This window comes from Helcococcus kunzii ATCC 51366, assembly GCF_000245755.1.
Classification (GTDB): domain Bacteria; phylum Bacillota; class Clostridia; order Tissierellales; family Peptoniphilaceae; genus Helcococcus; species Helcococcus kunzii.
The window spans coordinates 47,477-66,268 of the sequence record NZ_JH601088.1; the positions used below are offsets into that span (position 1 = coordinate 47,477).

Annotated in this window: 17 protein-coding genes; 14 read left to right on the forward strand and 3 right to left on the reverse strand. The window is 32.0% G+C overall.

Translation table 11 applies throughout. From position 1 onward, the window contains the following. The 5 genes from HMPREF9709_RS00210 to HMPREF9709_RS00230 are packed head-to-tail and all read left to right on the forward strand — an operon-like array spanning position 1 to position 4,135. Positions 1–1,335: a 6-phospho-alpha-glucosidase gene (locus HMPREF9709_RS00210; protein ID WP_005396814.1), complete on the forward strand. Its 1,335-nt coding sequence runs from the start codon at positions 1–3 to the stop codon at positions 1,333–1,335. Between the two features lie 8 nt (positions 1,336–1,343). Continuing rightward, positions 1,344–1,802 carry a hypothetical protein gene (locus HMPREF9709_RS00215; protein WP_005396815.1) on the forward strand — a complete coding sequence of 153 codons (459 nt, stop codon included), beginning with the start codon at positions 1,344–1,346 and terminating at the stop codon, positions 1,800–1,802. Between the two features lie 53 nt (positions 1,803–1,855). Then, entirely contained in the window at positions 1,856–2,584 is a 729-nt protein-coding gene (locus tag HMPREF9709_RS09415) for a MurR/RpiR family transcriptional regulator (protein WP_005396816.1), read from the forward strand. Continuing rightward, positions 2,581–3,330, forward strand: coding sequence for an SIS domain-containing protein (locus tag HMPREF9709_RS00225; RefSeq protein ID WP_005396817.1), 750 nt, complete (start codon positions 2,581–2,583; stop codon positions 3,328–3,330). Before HMPREF9709_RS09415 ends, HMPREF9709_RS00225 begins: the two co-directional genes overlap by 4 nt. 55 nt (positions 3,331–3,385) lie before the next feature. After that, positions 3,386–4,135 carry a nitroreductase family protein gene (locus HMPREF9709_RS00230; protein ID WP_005396821.1) on the forward strand — a complete coding sequence of 250 codons (750 nt, stop codon included), beginning with the start codon at positions 3,386–3,388 and terminating at the stop codon, positions 4,133–4,135. A gap of 1,023 nt (positions 4,136–5,158) precedes the next feature. Here HMPREF9709_RS00230 and HMPREF9709_RS00235 read toward each other — a convergent pair. Next, a complete protein-coding gene (locus HMPREF9709_RS00235) occupies positions 5,159–7,117 on the reverse strand; it encodes a flavocytochrome c (RefSeq protein WP_005396823.1) in 1,959 nt (652 codons plus the stop codon). A gap of 155 nt (positions 7,118–7,272) precedes the next feature. Beyond that, positions 7,273–10,137: an insulinase family protein gene (locus tag HMPREF9709_RS00240; protein ID WP_005396824.1), complete on the reverse strand. Its 2,865-nt coding sequence runs from the start codon at positions 10,135–10,137 to the stop codon at positions 7,273–7,275. A 141-nt stretch (positions 10,138–10,278) separates the two neighbouring features. On the opposite strand from HMPREF9709_RS00240, the gene HMPREF9709_RS00245 reads away from it, so the two are divergent. The 9 genes from HMPREF9709_RS00245 to HMPREF9709_RS00285 all read left to right on the forward strand — a co-directional run bounded on the left by HMPREF9709_RS00245 (position 10,279) and on the right by HMPREF9709_RS00285 (position 18,140). Beyond that, a complete protein-coding gene (locus HMPREF9709_RS00245; protein WP_005396825.1) occupies positions 10,279–11,109 on the forward strand; it encodes a hypothetical protein in 831 nt (276 codons plus the stop codon). 95 nt (positions 11,110–11,204) lie between these two features. Then, positions 11,205–11,489 carry a 30S ribosomal protein S6 gene (gene rpsF, locus HMPREF9709_RS00250; protein ID WP_005396826.1) on the forward strand — a complete coding sequence of 95 codons (285 nt, stop codon included), beginning with the start codon at positions 11,205–11,207 and terminating at the stop codon, positions 11,487–11,489. Positions 11,490–11,505: 16 nt separating this feature from the next. Next, positions 11,506–11,988 carry a single-stranded DNA-binding protein gene (locus HMPREF9709_RS00255; RefSeq protein WP_005396828.1) on the forward strand — a complete coding sequence of 161 codons (483 nt, stop codon included), beginning with the start codon at positions 11,506–11,508 and terminating at the stop codon, positions 11,986–11,988. A 54-nt stretch (positions 11,989–12,042) separates the two neighbouring features. Then, complete coding sequence (gene rpsR / locus HMPREF9709_RS00260) at positions 12,043–12,261, forward strand: 30S ribosomal protein S18 (RefSeq protein WP_005396830.1); 219 nt, start codon at positions 12,043–12,045, stop codon at positions 12,259–12,261. Positions 12,262–13,061: 800 nt separating this feature from the next. Next, entirely contained in the window at positions 13,062–14,723 is a 1,662-nt protein-coding gene (gene dnaX, locus HMPREF9709_RS00265; protein ID WP_005396832.1) for a DNA polymerase III subunit gamma/tau, read from the forward strand. A 10-nt stretch (positions 14,724–14,733) separates the two neighbouring features. Further along, complete coding sequence (locus tag HMPREF9709_RS00270; protein ID WP_005396834.1) at positions 14,734–15,072, forward strand: YbaB/EbfC family nucleoid-associated protein; 339 nt, start codon at positions 14,734–14,736, stop codon at positions 15,070–15,072. Between the two features lie 17 nt (positions 15,073–15,089). Beyond that, positions 15,090–15,692, forward strand: a complete 603-nt coding sequence (gene recR / locus HMPREF9709_RS00275) for a recombination mediator RecR (RefSeq protein ID WP_005396835.1) — start codon at positions 15,090–15,092, stop codon at positions 15,690–15,692. Positions 15,693–15,777: 85 nt separating this feature from the next. Further along, positions 15,778–16,968, forward strand: coding sequence for a hypothetical protein (locus tag HMPREF9709_RS00280; protein ID WP_005396836.1), 1,191 nt, complete (start codon positions 15,778–15,780; stop codon positions 16,966–16,968). A gap of 122 nt (positions 16,969–17,090) precedes the next feature. Beyond that, positions 17,091–18,140, forward strand: a complete 1,050-nt coding sequence (locus HMPREF9709_RS00285) for an FAD:protein FMN transferase (RefSeq protein WP_040463733.1) — start codon at positions 17,091–17,093, stop codon at positions 18,138–18,140. A gap of 75 nt (positions 18,141–18,215) precedes the next feature. Here HMPREF9709_RS00285 and cbpB read toward each other — a convergent pair whose 3' ends face one another. Beyond that, complete coding sequence (gene cbpB / locus HMPREF9709_RS00290) at positions 18,216–18,668, reverse strand: cyclic-di-AMP-binding protein CbpB (RefSeq protein ID WP_005396840.1); 453 nt, start codon at positions 18,666–18,668, stop codon at positions 18,216–18,218. Positions 18,669–18,792: the final 124 nt, after the last annotated feature.

Genomic DNA, 18,792 nt, shown 5'->3' on the forward strand with positions numbered 1-18,792 from the left:
ATGACAGAAAAGAAATATTCAATTGTAGTTGCAGGTGGAGGAAGTACTTTTACACCGGGTATAGTTTTAATGCTTTTAGATAACTTAGATAGGTTTCCAATCAGAAAGTTGAAGTTTTATGACAATTTAGCTTCAAGACAAGAGCCTATTGCAAAGGCATGTGAAATTATATTAAGAGAAAGAGCTCCAGAAATTGAATTTGCTTATACAACTGATCCAGAAGAAGGATTTACTGATGTGGATTTTGTGTTTGCTCACATTAGAGTTGGACTATATGCGATGAGAGAAAAAGATGAAAAGATTCCATTGAAATATGGGGTTGTAGGTCAAGAAACATGTGGACCTGGTGGAATTGCATATGGTATGAGATCAATTGGTGGAGTATTAGAAATACTTGATTATATGGAAAAATATAGTCCAGATGCATGGATGTTGAATTATTCAAATCCTGCGGCAATTGTTGCTGAAGCGACAAGAAGACTTAGACCAAATTCAAAGATTTTGAATATCTGTGATATGCCAATTGATTTAATGGAAAAAATGGCTAAAATGGTTGGTCTTAAGGATAGAAAAGAAATGCAAATTTCATATTATGGATTGAATCATTTTGGTTGGTGGACAGAAATTTACGATTCTGAAGGAAATGATTTAATGCCACAGCTTAGAAAAGAAGTTGGGGAAAATGGTTTTGCAGGTGCTTTATCAGACACAAATCAACATGTGGATCCAAGCTGGATAGAAACATTTAAGAAGGCGAGAGACATTCAACAATTAGATCCAGAAACCATTCCTAACACATACTTGAAATATTACTTCTTCCCTGATTACGTAGTTAGCCATTCCAACCCTGAACATACAAGAGCTAATGAAGTAATTGAAGGTAGAGAAAAGTTTGTATTTGGGGAATGTAGATCAATCGTTTCAAAGGGTACAGCTGTTGATACAAAATTAGAACTAGATGCGCACGCATCATATATTGTTGATTTGGCTTGTGCTTTAGCGGAAAATACACATGAAAGATTCTTATTGATAGTGCCAAATGAAGGAACTATAGAAAACTTTGACAGAACTGCGATGGTTGAAGTACCATGTATAGTGTCTAAAAAAGGTTATGAAAGAATAGTTCAAGGAAATATACCACAATTCCAAAAAGGTTTGATGGAACAACAAGTTAGTGTTGAAAAATTAGTTGTTGATGCTTGGATAGAAGGATCATATCAAAAACTATGGCAAGCATTAATACTTTCAAAAACTGTGCCAAGTGCAAGTGTTGCTAAACAAATCTTAGATGATTTATTAGAAGCAAATAAGGAATTTTGGCCTGAACTAAAATAGAGGAAAATATGAGTAGGATAAGAAAAGTATCGAATACAATCATTTTTATATATATTGCATCAATAATATTTCAGATGGCTTCATTAATTTTGATAAAAAAACCCGACCAATCATTTCAAGAATTACTGAAAAATAACTTGATGTATACAATAAGATTTATGAGTATATTTTTATTTATTATTTCATTTTTATTATTCTTTAAGATAAGGGAAAGATATAAAATGAAAATAGATAATGAGGCAATAGTGTTGACTGCTATGCTTTTAATCTCCAATGCTATTTTGCAACAATTAGCTCTTATTGTTGGCTTTATAATCCTGATGTACTTCATTATAAGAGATGAAAATATTAGTCTAAAAAATGTGTTTTCTAATATAAATTTGGGAAAGATAAAGCTAGAATTTATTTTATCGATACTTCTTATCCTTATTTCAATATTCGTACAATTTGCATATTTTAAAATTTAAGAATACAATTAAAGTAACAGAGATGTTACTTTTTTTGTTTTGTGAGGTGCTAATTGTTAGAGCTATTATTTATAAATAATATTGAAAAAATGACGGATACAGATATTTATATTTGGAAATATATTTCTAAAAATGTGGAAGAATCAAAAAAACTTACCATAAATGAATTAGGTGAAAAGTGCAATGTTTCTAGGACTACAATTTTAAGATTTTGTAAAAAGCTAGGGCTTAGTGGATACAAACCATTTAAGACATATTTGCAGACATTAAGCTCATATGACACTAAAAATCCAGTTCAAAAACTTTCCAAACTATATCAAGAAGTTATCTCAATTTTTTCTACAAAAGATATGAAGAATCTTTTTGAAGACATATACAATTCAAATAAAATATATATTTTATCCAATAAAGAATCATCTTCAATTAGAGAATCAATGAAGAATAAATTTTTCAAATATGGCAAATTTTTTGTAAACTTAAGTCACGAGTTAGAATCAAACACAGTCATCAATTCTGCAGATTCTAGAGATTTTTTTATTTTCATTTTAACTAGTGAATTAAGTGAAGGCAATATTGAATTGATAAAGAGATTAAACAATAAAAAAGTGAAAATCCTAATGCTTTCTGATGTCAATATCATAAGCGATGATATCTTAATAGACTATTACTACTATTTAAGTAAATTTTATCTTAACAATAGTCAAGGATTTTCAACAGCTTCCTATGAAATTGCAATCGAAATAATAGCTACAAGATATGGAATGTTTCTGGAGGAAAAATGATTGATAAATTAATTAACAATAATTTTGACAGATTAAACTCTGAAGATGTGAAATTGTTACTTTTCATAAAGACTAATATCAGCGAAATTATCAACATTTCAATAGATGATTTTGCTAGAATTTCAAATTTTCCGAAAGATAAAATCTATAAGACGCTTAATAAAATTGGCATTTCAAGCATTCAAGAGTTACAAAAAATAATTTCATTGGAAAGCTCTGAAAAAGAAATTGATATTGAGAAAATGTATTTTAACATAAATGACACAATACGTGATCTTAGAGCGAGAAAAGATGATAAGTTATTAGAGGATTTGATAAAGTCTAAGCGAATATTTCTCTATGGTACGGGTCACATTCAAAACATTGTCTGTCTGGAATTTATCCGCTCATTTATGTATTTGGATATACATATCATTCATATAGAAGGAGAAGAGCAAAGAAAAATAGTGGAAGAGATTATTGATGAAAATGACATGCTCATAGTCATATCCCTATCTGGAGAAAATGCTCAAGCAATCGAGCTTGTAAAGAAAGTAAGTGATAGAGCTAAAGTGTTATCCATTACGGAAAAAGGAATAAATACTTTAAGCAGAAAATCTGACTATTCATTGCACTATTCTACAGAAAACTTATATATAAACGAATATGGCGTGACAATCGCACCCCTAAATCAGATGTATCTTTTAGTCGATTATCTGTTTATCAAATTATATGACTATAAAACATATAAATTAGACAAAAACTAAGCTTGGGGTATCTATATCTTTGAAATGAAAAACATTTTATATTGGAGGTATTGTAATGTTAACAAATAAAACGATAGAAAACATGCTTAACCATAGAACCATTCGAAAATGGAAAAACAAAGAAATCCCAGAAGAAATCATTGAAACACTTTCAGAAGTCGCGATGCGAACTTCCACTTCAGAGGGAATGCAACTTGCCTCAATCATCAAAGTCAAGGATAAAGAAAAAAGAGAAAAGTTGAGAGAAGTCTCTACACAAAAATATCTAGTAGACGCCCCAGAACTATGGATATTTGTCGCTGACGGCTACAGAAATCACCGAATCTTCAGCGAACAAAGCTCCGAAAGAAACTATACCAACGATGCTGATAAATTCTTTCAATCATTTACCGATGCAGCCCTTATGGCGCAAAACGTTGCAACCGCTGCAGAATTACTAGGCTTAGGAATAGTATTCTTTGGATCTATTCTAAACGATCCTGAAAAAACCATCAACATTTTAGAATTACCAGAAAGAACAATGCCCGTTGTCGGCTTAGGAATAGGCTATCCAGACCAAAAGCCACAATTAAAACCACGAATGAACAAAAAATATAGAATCTTCACCGACAAATATAAGAAATTTGACAATTACCGTGAACAACTAAAGGACTATGATTTAGAAATGGCCAAATATTACGACTTAAGAAATGATAAAAAGCCATTAGATAAATTTACCGAACAAGTTTACGACAAGTATAAGAATCAAAGAATAAAAAGGTCTAAAATTATAAGAATTGCCGAAAAGCAGGGGTATGAGTTTTAGGAGATTGTTGGGAAGTGGGTCCGAGGATATGTATGGAAAGGGTAGTGAATAGTATTAGGGTTGGGATAGATATGGAGATGTATAATAAATATTGTTTTGGCTCTAGGATACGGATGGGTAGGGTAGTAAATAGTATTATGGGTTGAGGAAAAGTACAGGGATGTGTTATCTCTCGTAGTATGGTTCGAGGTGGGATAGTCCCTCGTATTATGGTCCGAGAATACCTATGTGGGCTAGTCTCTCGTATTATGGTCCGAGAATACCCCCAGGGGGTATAATAAAAGACCTTAGATATAAAATTTATGGTCTGAAAATACCCGTAGGGGGTATATAAAAGACCATAGAATTTAATGAATATCTGCTAAATACATAAATAATCTACCCAAAATGGTCCCAAAGATACCGGGGTAGGGTATTCAAGGACCATATCAAAAAATATATTTCTAAAATCTATGGTCCTAATGATACTCTGGGGGGTATAATTAGGACCATAAAAAATAGGCTATGGTCTGAAAATATACCTACGGGGGGTATATACGGACCATAAAATACAGAATAAGTAACGTTAATTATATATAAAAATACATAATCCGTAAAACTCATCAAAATTATGTAATTTCATCACTTAAATCATGCGATACTTATAATAAAAGTGTGATTTCTAAGGGATTTACTTATTAAATTAATAAATCATTTACTCTTTTTATAATTCGTAATAGCATGAATGGAACTAAAAAGCAAAAAACAAAATTTAGTACCAAAATTTTTTCTCAAAATTGGAACTAAAAAGCAAAATTCTAAATTAAGTACCAAAAATTTAAGAAAATTTTGGTACTAAAAAAGAAAAATTGAAATATAGTACCAAAATCACCAAATAAATTTGGTACTAAAAATGAAAAACCAAAATTTAGTACCAAACCGCCCCCTCCAATAAAAAAACAGAAGCACTTCGGAAAATTTCCGAAGTGCTTTCAACTTTATAGAACCAATAAAACATTCTACAAATCTGTATTTTACAAAAATCTATTCACCTTTGGCTGCGGTTTCGCCGGCTATTTTACCAAATACTACTACATCAGTAATAGCGTTACCGCCAAGTCTGTTGGCGCCGTGGATGTCACCAGTGACTTCGCCGGCAGCGAATAGTCCAGATATTGGCTTGCTGTTTTTGTCTAAAACTCTACCTGATGTGTCAATTTTTAGTCCACCCATTGTGTGGTGCACGGTTGGAAGTCTTTTAGCAGCATAGAATGGTGCTTTTCCTAGTTTTTTGTCATAGGATTGAAGTCCTAATGGATCTTTTTCACCATCTACAATTTTATTGTATTGTTCGATGGATTGTTTTAGATTTTCTACTGGAACTTCCATTTTTTCTGCTAATTCTTCAATAGTGTTTGCTTTGAATGTTTTACCTGTTTCAACATCGTTTGCTATTTTTTCGTCACCTTCAGGATATCTTGTGCCATCAGCGACAATCCACATAACTCCTTCTGGTTGTTTATAGATAGATTCTACTAAAACATCACGTCTTTGATCTTCAGCGACGAATCTCTTACCTTCTGTGTTGACAAATATTCTGTTTAAGCCTGAAGTGTGAGGTTGTCCCATCATCATTCCTGTGCCAGGTTGACCATTTGGGTGAAGTTGGATTAATCCCATATCGATTAATTCTGCGCCAACTTTTTCCGCCATGACAATACCATCACCTTGGGCTGCAACGGCTGAATTTGAACAACCGATTTGTTTTCCTAAATCATCCCATTGTTCATTGTATTTTTGTCTCATTTCAACATTTGCACCAAAGCCACCAGTGGCAATGATTACGCCTTTAGAAGCTTTGTACTCGTATTCTTTTCCATCTCTTTCAACAACTACACCAACGATTCTGTCTTTTTCTTTAATAAGTTTAGTTGCCTTACTATTTAGATGAAGTTGAATATTGTCGGATTTTTCAATTTTGTCCGCATATGTATTGATTAAATAAGTACCGTTTGGAAAATCCTTTGTACCGTAATGGCTTCGTTGCCACAATGAACCAGTTGCGGAACCAAGTTCATCATCGATTTTTGCACCATTTTTAATTAGCCAATCTACAGCATTTGGAGCTTCCTTGGTTAGTGTGTCGATTAAATCAGAATTTCCTTCATAATCTCCACCATTGTATGTTTGTAATGCGTGGAATGCTACAGAGTCAAACATTCCCTTGGAGCCGTCCTTCTTGAATTTGTCATAATCTACTTTTAATTGATTTTGAAGTTTTGCTTCATACTCATCTTTTGGTTCGCGACTAATTGCTTCTTCAATTGTTTTGATATTTAAGTCTGTCATTTTTAGTGATTTTGCTCTTTCAGTGTCGGCTGCATTTAATGCACCACCGGCGAAGACTGTAGAACCACCAACTTGACCTAATTTTTCAACGACAATTACTTTAGCACCATTTTCTTCCGCGCTGATTGCTGCAGAAAGTCCTGAACCTCCGCCACCGATTACGATGACATCTGTTTCGAATGGTCCTTCATATTTTGTAGGGAATGCAACTTTTTCAGAATAGTCGTCTTCATTAGCTCCCGCTTGGACTAAACAATCTTTCGTCGCTCTGGTAATTGCGTTACTTGCGAATGTTGCACCGGAAACAACGTCCACATTATATGACTGAGCTTCTTTTATTCTCTCTGGAATGATTTCCAATGCTTTGGCAACTCCAGGAGATTCGGATGTTTTTGTGATTTTTACATCAGCGATTTTTCCATCTGAAATGGAAACTTCTACTTCAACAGGACCTTGATGTCCTTCAGTTTTTCCGGTATATGTACCATCCTTAAGTGAAGCTTCTTCTTTATCTGTATTTTCTTCTGTTTCAACACTATCTTTTGTATCGATAGTTTCTTTCTTTGTCTTATCATCTGTGTTGTTTGCATTTCCACAAGCAACCAAAGATAATGTTAGAAAAAGTGTTAATAATAAAACTTTGAGTTTTTTCATTTTGCCTCCTCGCACAATAGTATTTACATCATCATAGTATCACAGAGATAGACTATGTCAAATTTTTATCATAATAGAAAATAGACGATAAATATAAAAAATACTTGGTAAAATAGAAAAATCTATAATACCAAGTAATATAAAATTGCTAAATGTTAAAGTTCAATTATTCTATCAAATATATCTTTTTTGTCATTAATCAATTGGCTATTTCCTAAAACTGCAAGAGAAGCTGTTTCAATAGCTTCTTTTAGAATTGTTGCCTTTGATTTTAGGGTTTCAATATCTGATTCTAAGGCGTTTTTGATTAAATCGTCGATTTCTTCGTATTCACGATGACCTATATAGAAGGATAAATCAAATGCTGCCTTGGCTCTTTCTGTTTTTGGTGGATCTAGCTTTCCAACTGCTCCAATGATTAGTGGAAGCAAGTCCTCATCAGTGATTTGTGTCTCTTCTAAGAAGTTTGGAATGCCATTGTATGTTTGTAAAGTTTTTTCCAAGTTTGGATCTCTATAGGAATAGGTTGCAAAGCTTCCAACTTGATTTGTTGTCATACCCGCACCGTAAGCGCCACCTTTTGCCCTGATTTCTCTATATAAGAATTCGTTTGAAACTAGGTTGTTCAGTACAATGTATTTTCCAGTAAATTCCTCACTTAATTTATTTCCGTAAGAAACGTAGTTTACATCAGCTGTTGTTGCAAAACCTTCCTTTATAGCTTCAGGTGTGAATTCAAAAGGAGATTCCTCATAAACTGTGTCATCCAAAGTTGAAACTAAGTGGTCAATAGAATTTTCTAAAACCTTCTTATTTTCAAAAGTTGAAGCAAGATCGACGATTAATTTATTGCTTGAAAATGCTTTATGAAATATTTCTTCAAGTTTAGTTAAAATGTCGTCTGGCATGTTTTCATTAAGCTCTTTGACAAATAGATAAAAATCTATCCCTTTAACTAATTCATTGTATTTTAGGTATTCAATATGATTTGAAGCTGCTCTATTCATCATGTAAACATGACCCATGTGAAGCAGATTCATTTCATTGCCTGCATTAATCATGGAAATTATTTCTTTAATTCTCTTTTTATTTTCGAAAATAGTATTGTGAATGATTTCAGCTAAAATATCAGTTGCATTTGAAATGTTTTCTGAGAAAGTCTTTGTTGTAACCATTAGTTTTCTATAAATTTTATCTGCCTTATCATCTCTATATTGTGCGATACTAAATGAGATACCATCCGTATTTAAGTAGATATATTTATTTAAGTCGGAGTAATGGTAATTTTTTGTATCAATCATTGTTAAGATAGAGCATAGCAATGAAAGATATTTAATATCTTCTGGTGAAGAGATGTGATCAATATTAAATGCAAGAGAAATGTAGTCAATACCTGAAGTTGGTAGATTATGTTTTAGAAGTGTATAGTTATCTCTGTCTTCAACTTCTCTGTCAATTCTCTCGATTTGTGTATTTACATCTTCTTTACTCAACATTGGAATGGTTGCTTTTTCTTCTTCCGTATTTTTCCTATTTTGGAATGTTTCCATTTCTATTCTAAAGTTTTCTAAATCTTTTTTCTCTTCTTCTGAAAGAGATGCTAATTTTTCATCTAAAGATTGTTGTAACTGTGCATCTTTTTCTTCATTTAAGCCTTTTTGAGGAATGTGAGTAACGATGGATTTATTTTTGCTTGCAAGTATTCTTTCTTCAATGAATTTCTCAAAAATACCATTCTCAATATTATCTTCTATAAATTGTAAATCGTCATTTATATCGATAGCTTCGATTGGAGATTTATCATAAAGCCAAGAATCAAGCGCATTTGTAAAGTAGACCATTCCCTTGGTTGCGGAGTTTCCTTTTTCTCTAAGATCATATTTATATGCGTTTAGTTCTGTTAAGATTAAGTCTTTATCAATGCCCACTTTTGAGATATTGTACAATTCTTCTTCAATTAATTGCACAAATACATCTTTATCTTTTGGATTAATATTTTTAGCAATAATGGAGAATGTCGCTTCTAGATTTGTTGTACTTGCTGAAAATACCACGTCTAACATTCCAGAGGAAAGCAATTTTTGTCTTAATGAAGAGCTTTCGTTATCAATCAACGCTGAAGATAAAATATTTGAAATGATTCTGTCTTTTGAATCGTTTCCTTTCCCGATAATTGCAGAATATGATACAAATGCTTCATTTGGTTTGGTTTCTCTAGCGGTATTGATATATTTAACATTATCCTTCACGGCATCAAAATGTTTTTGATAATGTAATGTGGAATTAACATATCTAAACTTATAGTTTGAAAGGTATTCTTTATCGATGTACTCTAGATATGCTTCGTGGTCCATATTTCCATAAAGGAAAATATAGGAGTTTGAAGGGTGGTAAAATTCGCTATAATATTCTTTAAATTGTTCATAAGTCAACTCTGGAATGACATATGGGTCCCCACCAGAATTTAGTCCATAAATAGTGTCTGGGAATAATTCAGCATTAGTATTTTTGAAAACTTGGGTTTCTTGAGAAGACATGGAGCCTCTCATTTCGTTGTAAACAACCCCTTTATATGTCAATTTACCATCTTCTAAATTGTATCTCCAGCCTTCTTGTCTAAAGATTTTTTCCTCTTCCAAAACTCTTGGATTAAATACGGCGTCAAGGTATAAATCGGTTAGATTCTTAAAGTCTTTATCATTTCTTGATGCTACTGGATAAATGGTTTTATCTGGATATGTCATCGCATTTAAGAATGTGTACAATGAGCCCTTTATCATATCCATAAATGGTTCTTTTGTCCTATATTTTTTAGAACCATTCAACACGCAATGTTCGATTATATGACAAACACCATCACTTTTTTTAGGCGGTGTCCTAAACCCGATACCAAAAACTTTGTTTTCATCGTCGTTTTTCATTACAAAAATTTGCGCTTTAGTTTTTTTATGTTGATATACTAAGGCATCGCTTTGTTCGTTATCTAAGTATTTTTCTTCGATAAGCTTATAATTTTTCATATTTCCTCCACATAATAGAATTAATCTGTTAGTTATAATTTTATAGAAAACACAATATAATTACAAATTTTTAAATTTATTTAACAATAATGACACTTTTAATATGATATAATTTAGTAGAATAATATTAGGGGTGAGAACATGAATAAACAAAACAAGAAAAAAGTATCAATTATAGAAAGATTAAGAAATAAAGGAAGATTAAGGACTATTCACACTGAAACTCATGGTGACCATTATATTGCAGAATACGATATAGACAATGTTGGAAATATTGGGGCGAATGAAGAGTTATCAAAGGGTTCAGCATTTTCAACTCCTAAAATACACAATCAATTAAAAAAGAGGATGGTTGTTGTACCGGAAGTGATTTCTCAAGCAACGGGCATTACCATTTTGGAAAGAAATATTAAATCATTAATTTTTACAACTGATATCACAATAATTCTTAATTCCAATGCGGATGCCGTTATGGCGGTCTATCCATTCACACCACAACTAAACATAACTCAGGCAATACTTCAAATAGCAAATATACCTGTTTTTGTAGGAATAGGTGGTGGAGTGACTTCTGGCGAGAGATCAAAAAACATCGGACTGCAAGCAGAATTGATGGGAGCGTACGGAGTTGTGGTAAATGCGCCAATGAAGCCGGATAATATCAAAAACATAGAGGGGATTTTGGACATCCCAATCATTTCAACGGTCGTTTCTGAAAATGATGATTATATGAGTAAAATTGAAGCGGGCGTGCAGATACTTAATGTATCGGCGGGAGCAAATACGGCTAAAGTTGTAAGAGAAATTAGAAACCGTGTCGGTAAAAGTTTCCCAATTATAGCGACTGGTGGACCAAATGATAAGACGATTTTGGAAACGATTGAAGCGGGAGCAAATGCGATAACTTACACTCCACCTTCAACTTCTGAAATATTTGAAAGTATCATGAAAGATTATAGGGAAAATGCTTGATATCTGGATAATAATTTGGTATACTACAATAGCTATAAAAGGCAAATCTCTACTCCGTTAAAGAGCGGGGTTACAAACCGAAGGGAGGAAATAATATGAATCAATACGAAATGATTGTTATTTTAAAGCCTAATTTAGAAGATGACGTGAAATCAACAGTTTTACAAAGAATGTACGATACAATTAATGAAAATGGTACATTAGGTGAAGTTGATGACTGGGGTATCAAAAAATTAGCTTACGAAATTGACAAGTTTTCAGAAGGTAATTATGTTCTAATTAATTTTGAAGCTGATCCTTCACTAATTAAAGAATTAGAAAGAAGAGCTCAAATCGCAGATCCAATTATCAAATATTTAGTAGTGAATAAAGAGTCCTAATATTAAGGAGGATTTAATGAACAACGTGGTACTAATGGGTAGATTAACAAGAGATCCAGAATTGAGATATTTACAAGGGGCAAACAATACAGCAGTTTGTAGATTTAATCTTGCTGTAGATAAAAACCTTTCAAGAGAAAAAAGACAAGAGATGGAATCTAAAAATCAACCAACAGCAGATTTTATAAATATTGTTGCTTGGGGTAGACTTGGGGAAAATGTTGCTAAATATACTGGTAAAGGATTAAGAGTATTAGTTACAGGTAGGATACAAACAGGATCTTACGAAAAAGATGGACAAAGAATTTATACAACAGATGTTCAAGCAGCAAATGTTGAGTTCTTAGATTGGAAAGATGGAAACTCATCAAGCAATAACTATTCAAACAATTCAAATAGCTCAAATGCACAAAATGATAGTTTCACTGCTCCAATTGATGATGACTTCGAATACTCAGCCGACTTTGACCCAACAGAAGATAAAAGAATTCCATTCTAAAGATACAATCATCTATAAGAGATAAATAGATGAAATAATTCGGAGGAGGAATAAATGGCTAGAAAATTTAGACAAAGAAAAAAAGTCTTAGATCAAGAAAAAGTTAAAAGAATTGATTATAAAGACGCAAATTCATTAAAATCATTCATCAGCGAAAGAGGTAAAATCTTACCAAGAAGAGTAACTGGTGCAAATGCAGAACAACAAAGAATTATAGCTAAAAATGTTAAGAGAGCTAGACAAATAGCGATTTTACCATACCAAGTAAATTAATTTATGTAATTAAAAGACTGTTATAAGATAACGAAGAGTTATTTTGTAACAGTCTTTTTTGATTTGCTTTGGGTATATGAGAGGGGGATAGAAATTCCCGGTTATAAGAACAACACAACTTGAAGATATTAGCTAAATGTGTTGAATGTGAGGAAGACCGGACAACACATTTACGTATTATTGACAAAATGTGTTGAAAAATAATCGCATAAGGACAACACATTCACACGTGAATGGCGGAATGTGTTGAAATTACAATGTTTGAGACAACACATCTTAATATAAATTATCGATATGTGTTGAATTTCTCTTATAAAGAACAACACATTTTTATTGAAAGGGCCAAATGTGTTGAATTCCATTCCGTCAAGACTACACAGCTCCAGAAAATCACCAGAATGTGTTGTCCTTTCAATCTTTTATACATAAATTCCATAATTTAACAATATATGTATAAAATTAAATTCCTCTTATACATAAAGTCTGCTTTTTAAAAATCTATGTATAAAATTTTTCCGAATTTTATACATGGTTCCTACAATTTGACCAATATATGTATAAATGAAGTTTTTGGTTTATACATATATGGGCTGATAGCATCGAAAGATGTATAAATTTTTCGAAAATTTTATACATAAAAATGAGAATTTAAAATCTATGTATAAAAGTTTTTTTAGTATATACATAAATTCCCTAATCAAGTAATATGTGTATAAAAAATATCTCGCAACAGCTCCTATTAAATTTAATACTGTCTGAAATCAGAAAAATATTATGCTATAATATTTTATGAGGTGAATATGAGACAAGCGTTGTATAGAAAATATCGTCCACAGACTTTTTCTGAGGTTTTTGGACAGGATAATATAGTCAATATACTGAAAAATCAAATAAAACATAATCAAATTTCTCATGCGTATATATTTTCAGGTACGAGAGGTACTGGGAAGACTTCAACTGCGAAGATTTTTGCAAAAGCGATTAACTGCTTAAATCCTATTGATGGCAATCCTTGCAATGAATGTGCAAATTGTAGGTCTATAATTTCTGAGGAAAATATGGATATTATTGAAATGGATGCGGCTTCTAATAGGGGGATTGATGATATCAGACAGTTGAGGGATCAGGTAATTTATCCACCTTCAACTTTGAAATATAAAGTGTATATTATCGATGAAGCTCATATGATTACGAGGGAAGCGTTTAATGCTTTGCTGAAAATTATGGAAGAGCCACCAAAACATTTGGTGTTTATTTTGGCTACTACTGAGTTGGAAAAGATTCCGGATACAATTTTGTCAAGAACTCAACGATTTGAGTTTAAGTCTTTATCTGAGGAAGATATACAAAATCAAATTAGATTTATTCTTGATAAGGAGAATATTTCTATGGAAGATAGGGCGATTGAGATAATTGCTAGTGTTGCTTCCGGAGCGATGAGGGATGCTTTATCAATTTTAGATCAAGTTATTTCGATTGGGAAAGAATCAATTACTACAAGTGAAGTGACAGATTTATTAGGAATATTTAGTGATGAAGTTAAAATAAATTATGCTAGGGCTATTTTTAATAAAGATATCAAATTGCTGATTGAAACAATTGATAATGAGCTTGATAAAGGAAAGGATCCGCATAATTTCATTAAAGATATTATCACATTTTTCAAAGATTTGATTTATATAAAGGTAGGCATTAAGAAGGACGTTTTTAATGGGATTTCTGATGAGAACAGTTTAGATCAATTGATAAATACGGTAGATTTACTTTTAGAATATGAAGAATTGATGAAAAAATCAGATAGTGCTGCGATTCTATTTAGATTATCAAGTATAAAAATTATTGATTATATGCCTAGAAAGCAACTAGAAGCCAAGATTATTAATCTTGAGGAAAGGTTACAATTTCTTGAAAAAAATGGAGTTAAAAATCCTGGTGTAAGGCAAAAAGAAAGAAGTAGCATTCCTACGAAAAAAAAGATAGATATAAATGTTGAAAAATCTGATAATTTTTTAGATAATGAAGAAGTTGTAGAAAAAGAATCTGAAGAATCTTTAGAAGCTGAGCAACATGAAATGGGTAACAATCATCTTGAAGAAAATTCGCTTGAAGAAGATAATCATGCTGAAAATGAAGAAACCAATCATGTGGATATGTTGATGTCTATTTTAGATGAGAGATATCCTGCGACAAATATCATGTTTGAGGGATTGGTTGATACTCGTCTGAAGGGAAATAATATAATTTTTACTCTTGATGAAGAGCATATGCCGATGAGTGTAAGCATGAATTATTTCGTAAATAAGGCGCTTAAGGATTTGGAAGAAAAGACTGATAAAGCGTATTCTGTAAAATTTGTACCTTCCACAAATCAAGAAGAAGTGGAGGAGGAGAATGAGGATACGATTGAAAAATTAAAAGAATTATTCCCTGATGGGAAATTGAATATTAGAGAGAAAAAATAAGGAGAATTTTATGGCAAGAAGAGGCGGATTTGGCGGCGGAAACAATATGGGCCAAATGATGAAACAAGTACAACAAATGCAAAAGAGAATGGAAGATGCTCAAAAAGAAATTGAGGAATCAACAGTAACTGCTACATCAGGCGGTGGAATGGTTGAGGTTGAAGCTAATGGTAAGAAACAAATCATTTCCATTAAAATTGATCCAGAAGCAGTAGATCCAGAAGATGTTGAAATTTTGCAAGATATGGTGCTTACAGCTGTGAATGACGCGATTTCACAAGTTGAGAAGTTATCAGAAGAAAAATTAGGTAAAATTACAGGTGGAATGAACTTACCTGGAATTTTCTAATCTAAAGAAAGAATATTATGTTTGAATATCCAGAATCAATCGAAGAATTAATTGAAAATCTTAGAAAGTTGCCATCAATAGGGCGCAAGTCCGCCCAAAGGATGGCTCTTCATATTGTTGGAATGGAGGACGAAAGTCTTGATGCATTGATACAATCCCTGAAAGATGTGAAGAACAAAATTCACAAATGTGAAATATGTTCAAACCTTACAGAAGATAGAATTTGTAGTATTTGCAGCAATCCAAATAGAGAAGATGATGTCATCTGTGTTGTTGAGGATGTAACAAATTTACTGACAATAGAAAATACAAATTCATTTAAGGGGAAATATCACGTCTTAAACGGCTTGTTAAACCCAAATTCTTTTATTAATCCTGAAAGCATTGGTGTAGATAAGCTTTTAGAGAGAATAAATAAAGGAAATGTTAAAGAAATTATCTTTGCAATCTCTCCAACAGTTGAAGGTGAAACAACAATGCTTTTCATTAAAGAATTGTTGGCGAATAAAAAAATTGAAATTACTAGAATCGCTAGCGGTATCCCTGTAGGTGGCAATTTAGAATACTTTGACGAAATCACATTAAGCAAAGCTTTACAGGACAGAAGAAAGTTGCTTTAAAATATTGATATTTGTTTGACAACGATACCCTAATAGGGTATATTATTATTGTGTCAATATAATAACAATATGGGAGGAAAGAATAATGAAAAAAATTACAAGTTTATTATTAGCACTATTGCTAGTTTTTTCTTTAACAGCTTGTGGCGAAAAGAAAAATCCAGCTGATACAAAAGAAGAAACAACAAAAGAATCTATGGATGAATCCAAAGAAGAAACTAAAGAAGAAACAAAAGAAGAATCCAAAGATGAAACAGAAGAAGAATCAAAGGATGAATCTCAAAATGAAGCAGCTAAAGAATTTGATAGAAAAGTTGCAACTGGCGAAGGTACAATTGAAAAAATTGGTTTAGGTATGTCAGTTGGTTTAGATGCTAAAGAATTAAAAGAAGGAAAAGGTGAAACTACTTCTAACGTTACTATCGCTGGATTAGCATTCGACAAAGATGGAAAAATTGTAAAAGCGTACATAGACGTTGCTCAAAGCAAGTTTCCAGTTAAAGATGATGGTACATTTGAAACTGAACCTGACAATGCAACATTCAAAACAAAACAAGAATTAGGCGATGAATACGGAATGAAAAAAACTTCCGCTAAAATCGGAATCGGTAAAGAATACTTTGAACAAGCTAATGCATTTGCAGAATACATAATTGGTAAAACAGCTGAAGAAGTTGCTGCAATTCCAACAGCTAAAAAAGATGATCATCACTTAAACGTACCAAAAGACGCAGACTTATTAGCATCAGTTACTATTGATATTGGAGCATACCAAAAAGCAGTTTTAGATGCTTGGGAAAATGCTATCGAAGCTAAAGGTGCAGAAAAATTAGGTTTATCAATTTCAACTAAATTAGGACACGCTACAGCTGCAGCAAAAGATGATAAAGGTGCAGAAGTACAATTTGAAACATCAGCAGTTTTAGCAGGTGTTGATAAAGATAGTAAAGTTGTAAACTCATCAATCAATACAGCACAAAATTCAATTGCATTCAAAAAAGATGGTACAGTTGAAACAGATTTAACACAACCAGGAACTACAAAGAGAGATTTAGGCGACAAATATGACATGAAGAAAGCTTCAAAGATTGGTAAAGAATGGTTTGAACAAATTGATGGCTTACAAGCATTCTCAGTTGGTAAAACAGCTGACGATATCTCAGGCTTAGAACTTGACAAGGGTAAAGCTAAAGATGCTGACTTATTAGCAACTACAACAATTACTATTACAGAATATGTAGAAAACCTTGCAAAAGCTATTCAAACAGCAAAATAATTTAAAATAAATTTAGAAGGGGTGCGAAAATGCACCCTTTTTTATTTAGATTTTCAATCAATTTATTATATTCCCTCAAATGTAGTATAATGGTTTTATTAAGAAAAAATTGGGGAGTTAAGATGAAAAAGAAATTTTTAATAATCCTTGCGTTAGTATTGTTTTTAGTTGGTTGTGGACAAAAACCAAAAGAAAAGTATTCTAAAATGTTTTATGATACTTTTGATACACAAATCCAGTATTTAGAATATGCGGAGTCTGAAGATAAATTTAATGAAAACTTTAAATTTGTTAAAGAAGAATTTACTAGACTGCATAAGTTGTATGACAATTATAAGAACTATGAAGGAATAAATAACGTAAAAACAATTAATGATAATGCTGGGAAAGAGCCGGTAAAGGTTGATAAGGATCTATTTGATTTAATTAAGTTTTCTAAAGAGAATTATGAAAAAACTTTAGGAAAAGTGAATATTGCTATGGGTTCAGTGCTTAGGATTTGGCATGATGTGAGGGAAAATAATGAAGGTGTGGAAGAGAGTAAAACCATTATTCCTACACAAAAAGAATTGGAAGAAGCAAATAAGCATACTGATATAAACGCGATTGAATTAAATGAAAAAGATATGAGTGTGTTTATCAAGGACCCAGAGGTGAGCATTGATTTAGGTTCTACAGCGAAAGGTTATGCGGTAGAGTTTATTTCCAAAAAACTTGAGGATAAAAAGATTGAGAGTGCTTCAATTAATGCTGGTGGGAATGTGAAGACTATCGGCAAGAAACCAGATGGAAAGCCTTGGAAAATTGCTCTGCAAAATCCAGATTTAGAAAGTACAGAATATTTAGATATCTTGGATTTGGATGGGACTATGTCTGTTGTAACAAGTGGAGATTATCAACGATTCTTTATGCATAAAGGTAAGAGATATCACCATTTAATTGATCCGAAAACATTACAACCGGCATTGATTTATAGATCCGTTTCCATTGTTACGGAAGATTCAGGTTTGGCCGATTTGTTATCAACCGCGCTATATTTATCTGACCAAGATGAAGCGAAAAAAATTCTTGAAAATTATAAAGAAAAAATAAATGTATTGTGGGCGACCGACACTGAAAAATGGAACACAGAAGGTCTTGACAATATTTTAGAATTCAAAAACAAAAATTAATCAAAAAGTTGGTGGGATGCTATTCCAAAGAGATAGCATCCCACCACCATTTTACAGAAAGGATCGCATGAAGCTTTAATAAAGTATTTTGTCGATATTGTGTGATAAATGATTCATCTTCTTTAACACTGAACTTCTAGTTATCATGCCTACAAGTTTACCATCGTCAGATACGACATTGATAAAGTTGTAATTAATCAATAAATTTAAAACATCTTCTAATTTAAAATCTTCTTTTACAATTGCGTTGTGAGTATCGATAAAATCCTTAACATAATAGTTGTCGAAATTATCAAAATTATCAAATAGCTTTTCCCCCAATTTTTTATAAATATGGTGGAATGAAATCAAACCTGTAAACTTTTTGTCATAATTTAAAACGGGAATTTGAGTATAATTTGATTCTTTTAATATCAACATTGCGTGTGCAAGATTATTTTCCTCAAACACCATAGATATGTTTGACACAGGGGTGACTATACTAGATGTATCATCATTTATGTATTTTTCAATTTTTTCATTAATCATTATTTTTACCTCAAACATATTATAACGTAAAAATTACCATTTTCAAAATAGAAAAAGTGGAATAATTGTAACTAAAATGTTACCTTTTCGACAATTCTATGCTATAATTTTGTTATCAAATTAT